Annotated in this window: 12 protein-coding genes; 2 read left to right on the top strand and 10 right to left on the bottom strand. The window is 36.8% G+C overall.

Annotated elements, in window-relative coordinates:
• Window positions 1–217: 217 nt before the first annotated feature.
• The 8 genes from BBROOKSOX_RS05130 to BBROOKSOX_RS05095 all read right to left on the bottom strand — a co-directional run bounded on the left by BBROOKSOX_RS05130 (window position 218) and on the right by BBROOKSOX_RS05095 (window position 10,679).
• Entirely contained in the window at window positions 218–556 is a 339-nt protein-coding gene (locus BBROOKSOX_RS05130) for a TusE/DsrC/DsvC family sulfur relay protein (protein ID WP_139660174.1), read from the bottom strand.
• 2 nt (window positions 557–558) lie between these two features.
• Entirely contained in the window at window positions 559–1,014 is a 456-nt protein-coding gene (locus BBROOKSOX_RS05125; RefSeq protein ID WP_139660173.1) for a hypothetical protein, read from the bottom strand.
• Window positions 1,015–1,020: 6 nt separating this feature from the next.
• On the bottom strand, window positions 1,021–1,701 hold the full coding sequence (gene narI, locus BBROOKSOX_RS05120) for a respiratory nitrate reductase subunit gamma (RefSeq protein ID WP_139660172.1): 681 nt from the start codon (window positions 1,699–1,701) through the stop codon (window positions 1,021–1,023).
• A gap of 12 nt (window positions 1,702–1,713) precedes the next feature.
• Window positions 1,714–2,370, bottom strand: coding sequence for a nitrate reductase molybdenum cofactor assembly chaperone (gene narJ / locus BBROOKSOX_RS05115; protein ID WP_139660171.1), 657 nt, complete (start codon window positions 2,368–2,370; stop codon window positions 1,714–1,716).
• Window positions 2,367–3,908 carry a nitrate reductase subunit beta gene (narH, locus tag BBROOKSOX_RS05110; RefSeq protein WP_139660170.1) on the bottom strand — a complete coding sequence of 514 codons (1,542 nt, stop codon included), beginning with the start codon at window positions 3,906–3,908 and terminating at the stop codon, window positions 2,367–2,369. Before narH ends, narJ begins: the two co-directional genes overlap by 4 nt.
• Complete coding sequence (locus BBROOKSOX_RS05105) at window positions 3,905–7,639, bottom strand: nitrate reductase subunit alpha (RefSeq protein ID WP_139660169.1); 3,735 nt, start codon at window positions 7,637–7,639, stop codon at window positions 3,905–3,907. Before BBROOKSOX_RS05105 ends, narH begins: the two co-directional genes overlap by 4 nt.
• A 31-nt stretch (window positions 7,640–7,670) precedes the next feature.
• A complete protein-coding gene (locus tag BBROOKSOX_RS05100) occupies window positions 7,671–9,284 on the bottom strand; it encodes an MFS transporter (protein ID WP_139660168.1) in 1,614 nt (537 codons plus the stop codon).
• A 102-nt stretch (window positions 9,285–9,386) separates the two neighbouring features.
• Complete coding sequence (locus tag BBROOKSOX_RS05095) at window positions 9,387–10,679, bottom strand: MFS transporter (RefSeq protein ID WP_139660167.1); 1,293 nt, start codon at window positions 10,677–10,679, stop codon at window positions 9,387–9,389.
• A 112-nt stretch (window positions 10,680–10,791) separates the two neighbouring features.
• Here BBROOKSOX_RS05095 and BBROOKSOX_RS05090 point away from each other — a divergent pair, with 112 nt between their 5' ends.
• Window positions 10,792–12,330, top strand: a complete 1,539-nt coding sequence (locus BBROOKSOX_RS05090) for a nitrate- and nitrite sensing domain-containing protein (RefSeq protein WP_139660166.1) — start codon at window positions 10,792–10,794, stop codon at window positions 12,328–12,330.
• Window positions 12,331–12,748: 418 nt separating this feature from the next.
• On the opposite strand, the gene proB is transcribed toward BBROOKSOX_RS05090, so the two are convergent.
• Both proB and cgtA read right to left on the bottom strand, forming a co-directional pair.
• Window positions 12,749–13,516: a glutamate 5-kinase gene (gene proB, locus BBROOKSOX_RS05085; RefSeq protein WP_139660165.1), complete on the bottom strand. Its 768-nt coding sequence runs from the start codon at window positions 13,514–13,516 to the stop codon at window positions 12,749–12,751.
• On the bottom strand, window positions 13,509–14,522 hold the full coding sequence (gene cgtA / locus BBROOKSOX_RS05080) for an Obg family GTPase CgtA (protein ID WP_139660164.1): 1,014 nt from the start codon (window positions 14,520–14,522) through the stop codon (window positions 13,509–13,511). Before cgtA ends, proB begins: the two co-directional genes overlap by 8 nt.
• Window positions 14,523–14,608: 86 nt before the next feature.
• On the opposite strand from cgtA, the gene waaA reads away from it, so the two are divergent.
• A complete protein-coding gene (gene waaA / locus BBROOKSOX_RS05075) occupies window positions 14,609–15,850 on the top strand; it encodes a lipid IV(A) 3-deoxy-D-manno-octulosonic acid transferase (protein WP_139660163.1) in 1,242 nt (413 codons plus the stop codon).
• The last annotated feature ends 285 nt before the right edge of the window (window positions 15,851–16,135 follow it).

The raw sequence follows: 16,135 nt of genomic DNA, 5'->3' as shown, positions 1-16,135 counted from the left end.
TTAAACCTTGTCCTAGCAGAGCTAAGGTTGGGTTTAAAAAATCGCCAAGTGGGTGAAAAGTGGGTTTCTGATGATTGTTCCTATTTATGCAAAGGTCTCTTTTAAAAAATAATCAACAACAACCCGCTTTTCACTCACTTGAGGAGTAAAAATTAAATTTTGCTAATCATCATTTATGCAAAGGTCTCTAAAATAGTATTATTTTTTGAATTTGATGTTAGCCTGTACTCCAACCTCTTGGGCGTTTCATGCCTGATATTTTGCAAGTTTGCTTAACATAACCATAGGGAAACATAAGGAATAACTTGGTTTTAGCGGATTTTTTGTCAACCCCTAAATGTTCGCCAAAATTCTTAGCCGTGTGCCTTATATCTGGCACAATTCCATGCTCTTTATAATAACTTTGCATAAAATCAAAAATTGCCCAATAATCATCAGACAATTCAATATCTTCTGATTTTGCCAGTTCTATCGCAACCTCTTTGTTCCATTCTTCTGGATTAATTAAATACCCTTCAGAGTCTATTTCTATCAATTTTTCATTTACTTTTAACATTTTTATTTTATCCTGATATTCATTGCACTAGGGTCTTTGAAATCAAACCCTTTTATTTCAGAATTAGCCGCTAACATTTGAATGTATTCGTTAATACCTGAAGTAGTTGATTGGTTTTGCAAATATTCTTTGATATGATTTTGAACCAAATTGAATGGTAATTGCTGGTTAGCATCCTTATCAAAAAACTTTTTGTTATTATTTTCATAATACCTTTTACAAGCAACCTCATCAGCAGTTGGCACTCTCAAATTGTCCTCCAATAATTGATTAATCTTTGCCTCTTGTTCATTGTCGTTGTTGTCTATCTGTGCTTCTTGCAAGAGTAATTGTTGCACTACTAATGCTTGTGCTGCATTAAAAATAACGGTTTCAACATTAGGAGCGTCCGTCTGATATTGCATTTCTCTAAATACATCATCATCCGTGATTTCCACATTATTAACTTTAATTGGCATAGTTGGCTACCCCCTTCTTCTAACAATTTGATAATTGCTACGAGTCAAGTATTGCACTGGAACGCTCCAAATATGCACCAATCGTGTAAATGGAAAAATAATAAACAAACTCATTCCTAACACCAAATGCAATTTAAACACCCAAGCCTCAGCAACAATAAAATCAGCAGCACCGGTTCTAAATGTTGCAATATGTTGTGCCCAATTTGCCAAAGCAACCATTGAACTGCCATCTAAATGCTGAGCTGAGTATGGAATAGTAACCAAACCTAACAATAACTGTACAAACAAATAAAGCAAAACAAATGTATCGCTAAATTTAGAGGTCTTACTGATACGCTTATCAAACAAGCGTCTGTTAAGCAAAATAAGCATTCCAATTAAACACATAGTGCCAAAAATACCACCAGCAATCATTGCCATAACTTGTTTGGTGCCTGCGCTCATAAATGGGTGATACACCCACTCTGGGGTTAACAAGCCAACAAAATGACCAAAAAATAATAAAATTATCCCTATATGAAATAAGTTACTGCCCACCAACATTCCTTTTTTGCGCAACAATTGCGATGAATCTGATTTCCAAGTATATTGATCTCTATCGTAACGCATTGCACTGCCCAAAAGAAATATTGTCATTGCAATATAGGGAAAATAACCGAAAAAAAACTGATTTAAAAAAACCATAATATATCTCCTTTAATTTAAACTTGCGTCGTCTTCGCAGGTATTACATTCTGAGGATTCGCCACTAAATGCCTCTTGTTCTTTCCAAAGCTCATCTAACTCATCTAAAGTTTCTGGCTCTTTAGGTGAGTTTTCTATTGCTTCGGCAACTCTAAATTTATTAACTTTAATCTTTGACAATGCTTCTAATGCGGCAAATATCACTTTATAAGGTGATTTATTTTTCCTCAGATGTCCACCAATTAAAGCAATAATATCAATAGAGTCGCCCAATGATTCTTTTGCCTCTTCAACATCACACAAAGATAAATACTCTAAAAATAATGGCAAATAATCAGGCAGTTCTTTTTTGTTAATAAACAACCCTTTGCTAGCATACATATCCGTCAAATCAACCATTGCCTGCCCTCTATCTCGTGATTCGCCATGAATGTGCTCAAAGAGGTTTAGACAATGATTTCTACTGCGGTCAAATGTACTCACAAAGCGTTCTTGTAATTCTAAAAAATCTTCATTTTTATAATCTTCAATAAAAACCAACAAATCTTTGAGTATTTTCTTAGGTAATAAATTTTCTTCTTTTAAAACCTCAATCAAATCTTTAGTGTTTGTATAAACGCTTTCTTCGGGATATGATAATAAAATGGCTAAAACTTTTAATGTTTTCATGGGACTTTCCCGCTCATTGTATTTTTATGTGTGTTACCACCAAACAAGGTTGCTGTTGTTGCACCTTCTGAGCAACCATTACCAAAGGTAAATCCACAAGAAGATTTATTGCTAAAAGCAATTTCATTGTCAAAAGGGGTATCTCCTGAGTATTCTTTGTGATTTGTTGGAATCACAAACCTATCTTCGTAAGCGGCTAACGCCATTGTTTTATACATATCGTCAACCTTGTCTTCTGTTAATCCAACTTCATTCAAAACTTCCGTTAAAACAGCATTATCAACTTTTTTACCACGCATAAAATTACGCATTGCTATCATTCTTTTTAAAGCCAAGATAATAGGCTCCTCATTGCCAGCAGTCAACATATTGGCTAAATAGCGAACTGGAATACGCAAATCTTCAACATTAGGAATGGGGCCTCTATGGTCAATCACGCCTTTTTCAATTGCATTTTGAATAGGAGACAGTGGTGGCACATACCAAACCATTGGTAAAGTTCTATACTCAGGATGTAATGGAAATGCCACTTTCCAATCAATTGCCATTTTATACACAGGCGAATTCTTAGCCGCCTCCATCCAACTATCAGGCACACCATCTTTTTTGGCTTGTTTTTGTATTGCCTTATCATGTGGATCTAAAAATATTTCTAATTGTGCCTCATATAAGTCCTTTTCATCACTTATATTTGCCATTTCTTCAATTCTATCTGCATCATACAGAATAACCCCTAAATTACGAATTCTACCAACGCAAGTTTCAGAGCAAACCGTTGGCTCTCCTGATTCTATCCTTGGATAACAAAAAGTACATTTCTCTGATTTTCCAGATTGCCAGTTATAATAAATCTTTTTATAAGGACAAGCACTAACACACATCCTCCAGCCTCTACATTTATCTTGATCAATTAAAACAATGCCATCTTCTTCTCTTTTGTAAATCGCACCACTTGGACACGCTGCCACACAAGTTGGATTAAGGCAATGTTCACACAATCTAGGCAAGTACATCATAAAAGTATTCTCAAATTCACCGTAAATTTGTTTTTCAATTTCTTTAAAGTTATAATCTTTTGCTCGTTTTTTAAATTCACCCCCTAAAATTTCTTCCCAGTTAGGCCCCCATTCTGGTTTTTCCATTACTTCACCAGTAATCATTGAATGCGGTCTTGCCACGGGTGGTGTTGACATTTCAGATGCATTTTGCAAATGTGCATAATTAAAGGTAAATGGCTCATAATAATCATCAATTTCAGGTAAATCGGGATTGGCAAATATTTTTGCTAACAATCTAAACTTGCCACCCACCTTGGGTTGTAATTTTCCATTTTTAGAAACCCAGCCACCATTCCATTTATCTTGATTTTCCCAATCTACTGGATAACCAATACCAGGTTTGGTTTCCACATTATTAAACCAAGCATATTCAACCCCTTGACGCGAAGTCCAAACATTTTTACAAGTAACTGAACATGTGTGACAACCGATACATTTATCTAAATTTAAGACCATTCCTATTTGCGCTCTTATTTTCATACCTTGCCTCCTTTTATTGGCTCATCTTTCCACTCAATCTTATCCATTTTACGAACAATAACAAACTCATCTCGATTAGATCCAACTGTGCCATAATAGTTAAACCCATATGACTGTTGCGCATAACCACCAATCATATGCGTTGGCTTTGTAATTGTTCTGGTAACTGAATTATGAATACCGCCCCTAAAACCAGATTTTTCTGCCACAGGCGTGGTGTTTATTTTTTCTTGGGCGTGATACATCATTGACATTCCCTTGGGTACTCTTTGTGAAACGACTGCTCTTGCTGCAATTGTGCCGTTAACATTATACAATTCAATCCAATCGTTATCTTCAACGCCTATTTTCTTGGCATCAATTTCACTCAACCATACAACTGGACCACCACGATTAAGTGTTAACATTAACAAATTATCAGAATAAGTAGAATGGATGCCCCATTTTTGATGTGGTGTAATCCAATTCAACACCACTTGTGGGCGATTATCATTATTATCATCAATAATTGGCGCTATTGTTTTGGTATTAATAGGGGGCTTGTAAGTGCATAAATTTTCACCAAAGTCCACCATCCATTTGTGATCTTGATAAAACTGTTGCCTGCCAGTTAGGGTTCTCCATGGAATATACTCATGCACATTGGTATAGCCCGCATTGTAACTTACATGCTCATCTTCAAGCCCAGACCATGTTGGGGAGGAAATAATTTTTCTAGGCTGTGCTTGCACATCTCTAAAACGAATTTTTTCATCTTCTTTTGGTTTTGCCAGATGCGTATGATCTCTACCTGTTATCTTACCCAAAGCCGCCCAAGCTTTAACAGCTACCTGACCATTGGTTTCAGGTGCAAGTGATAAAATAACTTCTGTGGCATCAATATCTGTTTCTATTTTTGGCAAGCCTTTAGAGACCCCTTCTTCTCTTACCGTTGTATTTAAAGCATTTAGCAGTGTTACTTCATCTTCAGTATTCCATGCAATACCTTTGCCGCCATTGCCAATCTTGCTCATTAAAGGACCTAAAGAGGTAAATTTTTTGTAAGTATCCGGATAATTGCGCTCAACCTCAACAAAGCTGGGCATTGTTTTACCTGGGATTGCCTCACATTCATCATTAAACCAAGCCTTAACATCGGTTGCTTGTGCCATTTCTCCCGGTGTATCATGCAAAATAGGCGAGGCAACAACATCTTTTTCTTTGTCTAAATGACCAGGGCAAAGTTCTGAGAATTTTTTCGCCAAACCTTTGTAAATTTCCCAATCACTTCTTGACTCCCAAGCAGGATCAACCGCTTTAGAAAGGGGGTGAATAAAAGGGTGCATATCTGAAGTGTTAAGGTCATTTTTTTCATACCAAGTTGCAGATGGTAAAACAATATCAGAATATAGACAAGTCGTTGACATTCTAAAATCAAGCGTTACAAATAAATCAACCTTACCTTCTGCACCATCGCGCCACTTAACTTCAGATGGTTTTTTATCTGTTTCTTTACCAAACACTGCATTTTGTGTGCCCAGCAAATGTTTAAGCATATATTCATGACCCTTGCCACTAGATCCTAATAAATTAGAACGCCAAATAAACATATTGCGAGGGAAGTTTTTAGGATTATCAGGATCTTCACAAGAGAATTTCAAATCTTTAGATTTTAATTGTTGAACAATATAATCTTTAACTTCCATTTTTGCTACTGCAGCTTTTTTTGTAATCTCTAACGGGTTTTCTTCAAATTGAGGCGCAGAAGGCAACCAGCCCATTTTCTCACTACGCACATTGCAATCAATCATTGAATAGTTTTCCCAATCCTTTTTGTCTGCTAATGGGGATAAAATTTCATCAACGCCTAATTTTTCATAACGCCATTGACTGGAATGGTTGTAAAAAAATGAAGTGCCATTCATATGCCTAGGCGGACGATGCCAATCTAAACCAAAGGCTAACGGCTGCCAACCAGTTTGAGGGCGAAGTTTTTCTTGCCCCACATAATGCGCCCAGCCACCGCCTGATTTACCAATACACCCGCACATCATTAATACATTGATAATACCACGATAAATCATATCCATATGATACCAGTGGTTAACAGCAGCACCCAAAATCACCATGGATTTACCTTTCGTTTTATGAGCATTTTCTGAAAATTCTTTGGCAATACGAATAACTTGCTCTTTAGGAACGCCCGTTACTTTTTCATTCCAAGCAGGCGTATAAGGAACATCGTCATCAAAAGAACTGGCAACATTTTTACCTCCTAAGCCTTGATCAACACTGTAATTTGCCATCATTAAATCAAAAACTGTGGCAACTTTAACTTCTTTACCATCAGCCAAGGTTACTTTCTTAATTGGGACATTTCTTTGTAAAATAGCATCGTGATCAGTATTGGTAAATATTTCTTGGTCATGTTGTTTGTTGTTAAAATATGGAAAACCAACAGATACAATGCCATCGTTATCATTTTTTAAAGTTGTTTTGGGGCTAATATCCTCCCCACTCTTAACATTTTTACTTTCAATGTTCCATTTTCCAGATCCATCCCATCTAGAGCCAATAGTTCCTGTTGGTATGACAATTTCATTGGTATTTTCGTCAATTAACAATGGCTTCCATTCAGTGTTGTCTTTTTCACCTAAAGTATTTTTTATATCTGAAGCCCTTAAAGTTCTAGTTGGGGATAAAATATCATTTTTTTCTGCCAAAATAACAAGGAAAGGCATATCTGTATATTGCTTAATATAACTCGTGAAATAGTCACTTTTATTGTCTAAATGGTATTCTTTTAAAATAACATGCCCCATAGTCATTGCCAAAGCGGCATCGGTGCCTTGAGTAGGTGCCATCCATTCGTCAGAAAGTTTGGCAACTTCGCTAAAATCAGGCGTTACTGCAATCGTTTTGGTGCCACTATAACGCGTTTCTGTAAAAAAATGCGCATCAGGCGTGCGTGTTTGTGGCACATTAGAGCCCCATGCCATAATATAAGAGGAGTTATACCAATCTGCACTTTCGGGAACATCTGTTTGCTCACCCCAAACCTGAGGAGATGAAGGTGGTAAATCACAATACCAATCATAAAAACTTAAACAAGTTCCCCCTATAAGCGATAAATAACGAGAGCCAGCGGCGTAAGACACCATTGACATAGCAGGAATGGGTGAGAAACCGACCACCCTATCTGGCCCATAAGTTTTTGCAGTATAAATATTAGAAGCGGCAATAATTTCATTAACCTCCTCCCAATCAGCACGAACCATTCCACCCAAACCACGAACTTTTTTATATTCTCTAGATTTTTCTTTATCATTTACAATAGACTTCCAAGCATCAACTGGGTCTGCATTTTTCTGTTTAGATTCACGCCAAATTCTTAACAGTCTAGAGCGGATTAAGGGGTATTTCAAACGAGTAGAGCTATACAAATACCATGAATATGAAGCGCCTCTTGGGCAACCACGAGGCTCATGATCGGGTAAATCAGGGCGAGTTCTTGGATAATTAGTTTGTTGGGTTTCCCAAGTTACCAAACCATTTTTAACATAAATTTTCCAACTGCAAGATCCAGTGCAATTAACACCATGCGTTGAACGAACTACCTTATCGTGCCCCCATCGACCACGGTAGGCACGCTCCCAATCTCTATTTTCATAAACCAACTTCCCATGTCCATTAGAAAATTCCTCTGCCTTCTCTTTGTTAAAAAAGCTTAATCTATCTAATAAATGACTCATATTTACCTCCTAATTTATTATAATTTTGTTATTATGGGTTATAAAATTCAGCATCTTTGCGTAAGTAAAACCACCAATTAATAATCATACAAATCGCATAAAAAATTGCAAAACCATATAATGCATTTTCTGGCGTTGTTAATTTAATTTGCTCGCCAAATACTTTGGGAATAATAAACGCACCATAAGCTGCCACTGCCGAAGTCCATCCTAATACTGGACCCGCTTGTTCTTTGTTGAATACTTGTGAAATTGTTCTAAAAGTAGAGCCATTACCAATGCCAGTCATTGCAAATAGCACAACAAATAAAATTAAAAATGGATAGAAAAATTCTTCAGGCGTTGCTAAGGAGTAGGCTTGCTTCATAAAATAAGCGACGCCCAACGCCGAGACTACCATTACTGCTGAAATAATCTGTGTTACTTTAGCGCCACCCATCTTATCAGCAATCATCCCGCCAATAGGTCGAATAAGTGCACCAACAAAAGCACCCATCCAAGCATAAGTCAGTGCCGAAGGGCTATTTGGATTGACTGTATTGTGCGTCATTACACCGTCAACTAGAATATGTTGAAAACCGAAAATAACCTTAATTGATAATGCCAATGTTGCAGCGTAACCAATAAATGAGCCAAAGGTCATGGTATAAATAATAGTCATCGCCCAAGTGTGCTTATTGCTAAAAATTTTATACTGACGATTAATGCCTTCTTTATAATCATTGCCAAGCGGTAGTAATTTAAGTAACAACACCGTTAAAACAATGACAATTGGAAGCACAATCCACTTGCTAATCAAAAGCCCAGAACCATTAACCACCTCTGGAAGCATTAAATACAAACCAAATGTTGCTGTTGAAAGCCCTAAAATCAACATCACAATAATCTTAATAAGTGCACCCAAGGTTGAACCAATGTTTGGAGACACATGATCTTCGGTAATATTATTCATTCCCATCCAAGTTGCAAAAGATAAAGGAATTAAAAGAATTAACCAAACATAACCTGCATTTTGCAAATAGGTATCTGTGCCTGCTGGAATTTTACCAATCAATGTGCCTGAGGCAATTTGCAACTCTGTCGGATTACCCGTTATTGCCAGTGTCATTACCAGTGGGATAACAATCTGCATTGTTGTTACCCCAAAATTACCAAGACCTGCATTCATACCAAGAGAATAACCTTGAATTTTTTTTGGAAAAAAGAATGAGATATTTGACATTGAGGAGGCAAAATTACCACCACCAAAGCCAGACAATAATGCCAAAATCTGAAAATGCCAAAATGGTGTATCCGGTGCAGAAAGTGCAATACCCAAACCTAAAGCTGGCAATATCAAAAGCGCAGTGGTTAAGAAAATGGTATTTCTGCCACCCGCCAAGCGAATAAAAAATGTTGAAGGAATTCTTAAGGTAGCACCCGATAAACCAGCAATAGCCGCCAAGGTAAATAACTGGGACTTGTCAAAGCCACCGTAACCTGTATTCATCATTTGAACCGTGATAATGCCCCACATTAACCATGTGGCAAAACCTGCCAATAAACTTGGAATAGAAATCCATAAATTACGGTTGGCTATTGCTTTATTGGTATTTTCCCATTCAGACTTATCATCTGGATTCCAGTTCTTTATATCTTGAGCCATTATTCCCTCCTTTATTAAAAATTATTTTGTATGTATTTGCTTAATATTCCATTAAATCTATTTACTCTAAAACTACTTGAGCAACTATAAACATTAAGATTATCATGCACTTCTTGCATATTCTTTTAACGCTTCTGATCTTGTTTTTTCAGTATGCTTAATTTTTTTCTCTTTAGCAAAAGTAAAATACATCCAAACCAAGGAAACGGCTGTTGCCCCATACAACAACATAAATATCACACTATTAATGCCCGTATAGTCAATTAATACACCAAACATAATGGGTAGCGTAAAACCACCTAAACCACCAGCCATACCAACAACACCAGAAACTACACCAATATTATCTGGGTATTCATCTGACAAGAATTTAAAGACACTTGCTTTGCCAAAGCCCCAAGAAATACCGAGGATAAATAGCAAAGCAGTAAAAACCCAGACATTTAAACTAATATCAAATTTGACTTCACCTGTGGTGGTTTTGATTAATAAAGCAGTTTGAGGATAGGACATAAAAAATAAACAAACAAGAGAAGTCCACATAACCCACCAAGTAACCTTATACGCACCATATTTATCAGCAAACCAGCCTCCTAAAGCCCGAACAATACCTGAAGGCAAAACAAAAATTACACCTAGTAAAGCGGCAGTTTTTAACTCAAAACCGTATTCATTAATATAATATTTAGTCATCCACAAAGACAACCCAACAAAACCACCAAATACCAAGGAGTAATACTGCATATATTTCCAGACTTTAGGATCCTTTAATACCTGCAATTGTTCTTTAATAGTTACTTTAGAAGTGTGCTTATGACTAGGATCCGTGTAAGTGAACATCCAATATAAAATGACCACTACCATCATAGCAATCGCATATATCTTTGGCACCATTTGCCAACCAAAAGACAGCAAAATAGTCGGAGCAACAAAATTTGTAATTGCCGCACCTGCATTGCCTGCACCAAAAATACCCATGGCAAAACCTTGATGCTCTTTATCAAACCATTTAGAAGTATAAGCAATGCCTACAGTAAATGAAGCACCTGCCACACCGACTAATAACCCTAATACTAAAAATTGCCAATACTGTGTAGCTGAACCAATAAACCATAAAGGTGTTAATACTGTTAATAGCAAAATAAGGTAAACGATTCTCCCACCAAACCTATCCGTCATCATTCCAACAGGTAGTCTAAAAATTGAACCTGTCAAAATAGGGGTTGCAACTAAAATACCAAATTGAGTGTTATTCAATGACAACAACCCCTTAATAGGAATACCAATAATTGAGAACATTACCCACACAGCAAAGCATGCTGTAAATGCAATAGTGTTAGACGCTAAAACTGATTTAGCTTGTGCGGTTTGACTTTTGATTGTAGAAATACCCATGCACCCATCCTGATGATTTATTTTGATTTTATATTCTATTTATTTGCCTTTAGATTTAAAATAGGGCTTTTTACAATAAGTGTGATTTATATCACGAAATTATTACTTAGCCATGCGACAATTACAAATACTTAGTAACACATTTCACGCATTACAAAATGAACGAGGCTTTGCAATGCTTTATCTGCGTGAAAATACAACACAATATAAGCAAGAAATGTTGGGTTATTTTGCTAAGAGTGACTTGAATATTAAACAATTAAAACTGGATATTGCACAACAACAAAATAGCAATAAAATGGATTTAGAGCAAAAAAAATTAGCTCAAACCATTGAAGAAAGTTTAAAAAAATTAAAAACCAAGCGTTTAACATTGCTACAGTTTGAATCAAAATCTGGTGCTGTGTTTGATTTGTATTCTTATCACCTTATTTCTCCTATGATTCAGTTAATGACTCATTTAATTTTAAAGATCAAAAATACACATCCTAGCGCCATTAGTGCTTATTGCTTTTTTCTACAATGGAAGGAAAAAGTTGGTTTAGAGCGTTCCATTATTATGCGTGGACTTACTAAAGAAAATTCTAATAAAAATGAATGCATTGAGCACATTAAAGTTTTAATTAATGAACAACAATATTACAAAAAATCATTCCTATCTTTAGCCACAATTGAACAAAAAAGTTTTATTAAAACCATCTATCAAACGCCTGATATAGATACATTACACACCATCCACCAGCAACTCACTACACTTGGAAAATCAGACATCCTTGATAAAATGGGCGCCAAAGATTGGTTTGCACTTATCTCAAAAAAAATAAACAAACTGCATAACATTGAAGAAAAACTACGCATCACCTTAGAAGGAAATCATCAATTAAGTAAACATAAAATTAACACCCCTAGCACTTCAGAACGCTTGGCTTACAGAATTACTCTTTTTCAAGATATGCCTATCAATCAGGTAGAGCAAATTATTAGCCATTCTAAAATTTATCAAATTCCAAAAAACAAAGTGCTTATTTTGGAAAATAATTTAACAACACACCTGTATATTGTTTTAATGGGTTGGGTTAAAATTTTTAAGCAAAATAAGGGTCGAAATGAAATTTTACAAATTATTAGTAATAACGAAACTGTGTTAGAACATTGTTTGTTTACACATCAAATGTTTAGCGCAAATGCCAAGACTATTACCGACACATTAATGCTGTCTATTCCCATTAATACACTTAACCATACACTGGAACAATCCTCTAAATTTGCACATAATCTCATTCTAATGAGTGCGCAAAAAACCGACACTGCTTTGCAAAATCTCCAATCCCTTAAACATAGAAATACCGAACAAAGAATGGGGGAATTTTTTCTAAAATTACTCAATGATAAAAAATGGCAATCTAACACCATTCAATTACCTTGCAACAAATCGCTTATTTCTTCTTATTTAGGCATGAGTAGAGAAGTATTCTCACGCAATCTAAAACGCTTGTCTCATCAAGGCATTAGCGTGACAAAAAAAACCATCACCATTACCGATAAAGAAAAACTATGTAAATATTGCTATTTTAATGCCAACAACCAGTGTCATAACTTTCAACACAGCCAATGTCGTTACAATGAACAAAACAAACAAAATCATTCGTAAAAAACAAGGGGTTTTCGCAATGAAAAAATCAAGATACACAGAGTCACAAATCGTCAACACCCTTAAACAAAACCAAACAAGATAATCTGCTGCCAATCTATGCCGTGAATACGGCATGTCTCAAGCCACTTTTTATCAATGACATTCAAAATACAGGGATGCGGATGTCAACATTATAAAAAAACTTAAAGAACTAGAAGCAGAGAATTCATAACTCAAAAAGATGACAGTATTACTAGTAAAATTTTAGAATTAATAGAGACCTTTGCATAAATAGGGATGATTAGCAAAATCCAATTTTTGCCCAATTGGTGATTTCTTTAAACCTTGTCCTAGCAGGGCTAAGGCTGGGTTTAAAAAATCGCCAAGTGGGTGAAAAGTGGGTTTCTGATGATTGTTCCTATTTACGCAAAGGTCTCTAATAATGAATCAAAGTACCGATAGTTTCGCCCGCATATAAGCGCGTGAGCACATTATCAACTTTGCCTGAGGCGATGACAGTATTAATATTAGTTTTGGCAGCAGTTTTGGCGGCTAGGACTTTGGTGTACATACCGCCAGAACCTAATGAGCCACCTGTTCTACTAGCGACTTGTTCAAGTTTTTTATCATTCACATGTATTTTATCAATCAATATGGCATCCGAATTTTGGCGTGGGTCGGCGTCATATACACCGCCTTGGTCGGTCAAAATGACCAGCTGGGAAGCGCCCACTAGATTTGCCACTAATGCTGCCAAGGTATCGTTGTCACCAAACTTGATTTCATCGGTAGCAACCGTATCATTTTCATTGACAATTGGTACCGTGCCTAATGCCAATAAAGCGTTTAGCGTGGCGCTGATATTATTGCTTTGTTCAATATTTTCAAGGTTGTCATGGGTGAGCAAGACTTGTGCAGTATGGATACTTTGTTTCGCAAATAAAGACTCATAAGTTTGCACTAAGCCCATTTGACCCACAGCGGCGGCGGCTTGCAACTGATGGATATTCTCTGGACGCTCACGCCAACCAAGGCGCTTCATACCCTCGGCAATCGCCCCACTAGAGACCAAAACTACATCAATGTTTTGGCGTTTTAGTTCACTAATTTGGCTTACCCACGAGGCAATAGCAATTTTATCTAGACCTTTGCCATCATTGGTTAGCAGTGCTGAACCTATTTTAATTACCCATCTTTTATTCATCGTTCAATGCTTTTGTTAACTCAAACATGCCGGCTATTAAATCCTTACAACCTAAGCCATTGAGTGCTGAGATATGAAACACTTGGCCTTTGTATTTAATCGCCTTGATAATTTTAGTGCTCACTGCTGCGCGTTCATCTGCTGACAACAAATCCATTTTATTGATCGCTAAGAGTCGGGGTTTGTCTGCTAATTCTTGGTCATATTTTGCCAGTTCATGCTCAATCGTCAAAAAGTTTTTTACTGGGTCAGAACCATCAGCTGGCAATACATCCAATATATGCAATAATGCTTTAGCACGAGATAGGTGCTTTAAAAATTCAAAACCCAAGCCCACACCTTCACTGGCATCTTCAATCAAGCCAGGAATATCTGCCATGACAATATGCTCATCGTAATACGACACCACGCCTAATGACGGATGAAGCGTGGTAAATGGATAATCTGCCACCTTTGGTCGTGCACTGGAAATCTGTCTGATAAGGCTGGATTTACCCGCATTTGGCATACCGAGCAAACCAATATCTGCCATCACGCTCATCTCTAGCCCAATCTCACGCACCTCACCGAGTGAACCTGGTGTGGTTTTTCGAGGTGCGCGATTGGTGCTGGATTTAAAACGCGTATTGCCCAAACCATGAAAGCCACCTTTGGCAACTAGCATTATTTGTTCGTGCTTAATCATCTCGCCAATTAACTCATCGGTTTCTAAATCATACACCTTGGTACCCAGTGGTATCTCAACGGTTAAATGCTGGGCTGACTTACCACGCTTATTTTGACCAGACCCAGGTTGTCCGTTTTTTGCTCTAAACAAGCGATTAAAACGAAATTCACTTAGCGTGTTTAACCCTTCTTGTCCACGAAAATACACATGACCACCGTCACCACCATCGCCACCATCAGGTCCGCCATCAGGAATATATTTTTCCCTGCGAAAGCCCAAACATCCTGCGCCACCTTTGCCAGCTTCAATACGAATTGATGCAGAATCGACAAATTTCATAAGGCTTTTATGTGATTATTCATAATTGTGCAAATGCCTCTTTAAAAGCACTAAAATATTAATGAACAACATTATACCACCCGTCAATGCATCTAGCCCTATACAACTTTATTGGAATTCTACTGCTACCTGTTATGGTGTTGCGTCTATTGCTAAAAGGCTTGAAAACGCCTGCTTATCGTCAAAGAATTGGCGAACGATTAGGCTTTATTAAATCTATAACAGGTCGTGTCATTTGGGTGCATTGTGTTTCAATGGGAGAATTTAGAGCAGCAATTGTTTTAATTGATGCCTTGATTAAAGCCTATCCCAATTACAAAATACTCGTTACCAGCACAACACCAACAGGCTCAAAGGCAGTAAGTGAGCAATATCAAAACAAAATACTGCATTATTACTTTCCATTTGATATAGCCTTTATCGTTAAGCACTATCTCAAGAAAATACAGCCCGATTTATGTCTGTTATTAGAAACTGAAATTTGGCCAAACCTCATCCACACACTGTACAAAAACAACATCCCAACTCTATTAGTCAACGCTAGACTCTCAGAGCGCTCACTAAAGAGATACCAAAAATTTACTACTTTAACCACACACACACTCAATAAATTAAGCGTCATTGCCACGCAAAATCAAAATTCTGCTGAGCGTTTTATTAAATTGGGTGCTAATAAGGATAAAGTAATGGTTGCAGGTAATATTAAATTTGAGCAAAACCCAAGTGCAAATAAAAATCAGACCAAGGCGATAAAAACCATTATCGGAAAACGCAAGGTAGTGGTGTTTGCCAGCACGCATAAAGGTGAGGAAGAGAAGATTATTCACGCTTATTTGAACCAACCTTTAGATGCGTTAATGCTTATCATTCCAAGGCATCCTGAACGATTTGATGAAGTTTACAAGCTGGCAAAAAAGCACAATATTAAGACCGTTAAACGCTCTAACAATGCTTCGGCCTCAGGCTATGATATATTGTTAGGTGATTCAATAGGCGAGATGATGTCGTATTTTGAGGTGGCTGATGTGGTGTTTATGGGTGGTAGCCTTGTGCAGACTGGTGGACACAATATGCTGGAGCCAGCAGCACTCTCAAAACCGATTTTATTTGGTCCAAATGTCTTTAACTTTAGTGAAATATCCGCAGATTTACTCACGCAACAGGGCAGCATTCAAGTGCAAAACGCAGATGCGTTAATGCAAGAAATTACACAACTGCTAGAGGATGATAAAAAATCCAACAACCTAGGTAAAAATGCCAATCAATACTTTAAGTCTCAACAGGGTGCATTAAGTGCCTTAATTAAACAAGTTAAGCGGTATATTTAAGTATTAAATATTGCTTAATAAACTCAAGTTGTTCTTTAATTAGTCAACCCTTAAAAACCACACAACAAATTGATTTATAACAATAAAACCAACAATAACCATAGACAAATCAACCAACTTTTGCTAAAATACCTCTTATTTCTTGGTCGTTTTGCTTAAAAAAAATGTTAACTAAATCCAGCCCAATATCCACCCAATCAAATCTTTTTCATTCAGAGCTCTTTTCTCAATTAGATGTCAAAGACCCTTTAATACAACTAGCCAACACTATTAATTGGACAGTCT

Source organism: bacterium endosymbiont of Bathymodiolus sp. 5 South (assembly GCF_900128535.1).
Taxonomy (GTDB): domain Bacteria; phylum Pseudomonadota; class Gammaproteobacteria; order PS1; family Pseudothioglobaceae; genus Thiodubiliella.
The sequence above is the reverse complement of the archived record's forward strand: the minus strand, read 5'-3'. Positions and strand labels throughout refer to the sequence as shown.

Excerpts from the sequence above, each read along its gene's own strand:
- BBROOKSOX_RS05130 (WP_139660174.1), bottom strand. The coding sequence starts at position 556 with ATGTTAAAAGTAAATGAAAAATTGATAGAAATAGACTCTGAAGGGTAT.
- BBROOKSOX_RS05125 (WP_139660173.1), bottom strand. The coding sequence starts at position 1,014 with ATGCCAATTAAAGTTAATAATGTGGAAATCACGGATGATGATGTATTT.
- narI (WP_139660172.1), bottom strand. The coding sequence starts at position 1,701 with ATGGTTTTTTTAAATCAGTTTTTTTTCGGTTATTTTCCCTATATTGCA.
- narJ (WP_139660171.1), bottom strand. The coding sequence starts at position 2,370 with ATGAAAACATTAAAAGTTTTAGCCATTTTATTATCATATCCCGAAGAA.
- narH (WP_139660170.1), bottom strand. The coding sequence starts at position 3,908 with ATGAAAATAAGAGCGCAAATAGGAATGGTCTTAAATTTAGATAAATGT.
- BBROOKSOX_RS05105 (WP_139660169.1), bottom strand. The coding sequence starts at position 7,639 with ATGAGTCATTTATTAGATAGATTAAGCTTTTTTAACAAAGAGAAGGCA.
- BBROOKSOX_RS05100 (WP_139660168.1), bottom strand. The coding sequence starts at position 9,284 with ATGGCTCAAGATATAAAGAACTGGAATCCAGATGATAAGTCTGAATGG.
- BBROOKSOX_RS05095 (WP_139660167.1), bottom strand. The coding sequence starts at position 10,679 with ATGGGTATTTCTACAATCAAAAGTCAAACCGCACAAGCTAAATCAGTT.
- BBROOKSOX_RS05090 (WP_139660166.1), top strand. The coding sequence starts at position 10,792 with ATGCGACAATTACAAATACTTAGTAACACATTTCACGCATTACAAAAT.
- proB (WP_139660165.1), bottom strand. The coding sequence starts at position 13,516 with ATGAATAAAAGATGGGTAATTAAAATAGGTTCAGCACTGCTAACCAAT.
- cgtA (WP_139660164.1), bottom strand. The coding sequence starts at position 14,522 with ATGAAATTTGTCGATTCTGCATCAATTCGTATTGAAGCTGGCAAAGGT.
- waaA (WP_139660163.1), top strand. The coding sequence starts at position 14,609 with ATGCATCTAGCCCTATACAACTTTATTGGAATTCTACTGCTACCTGTT.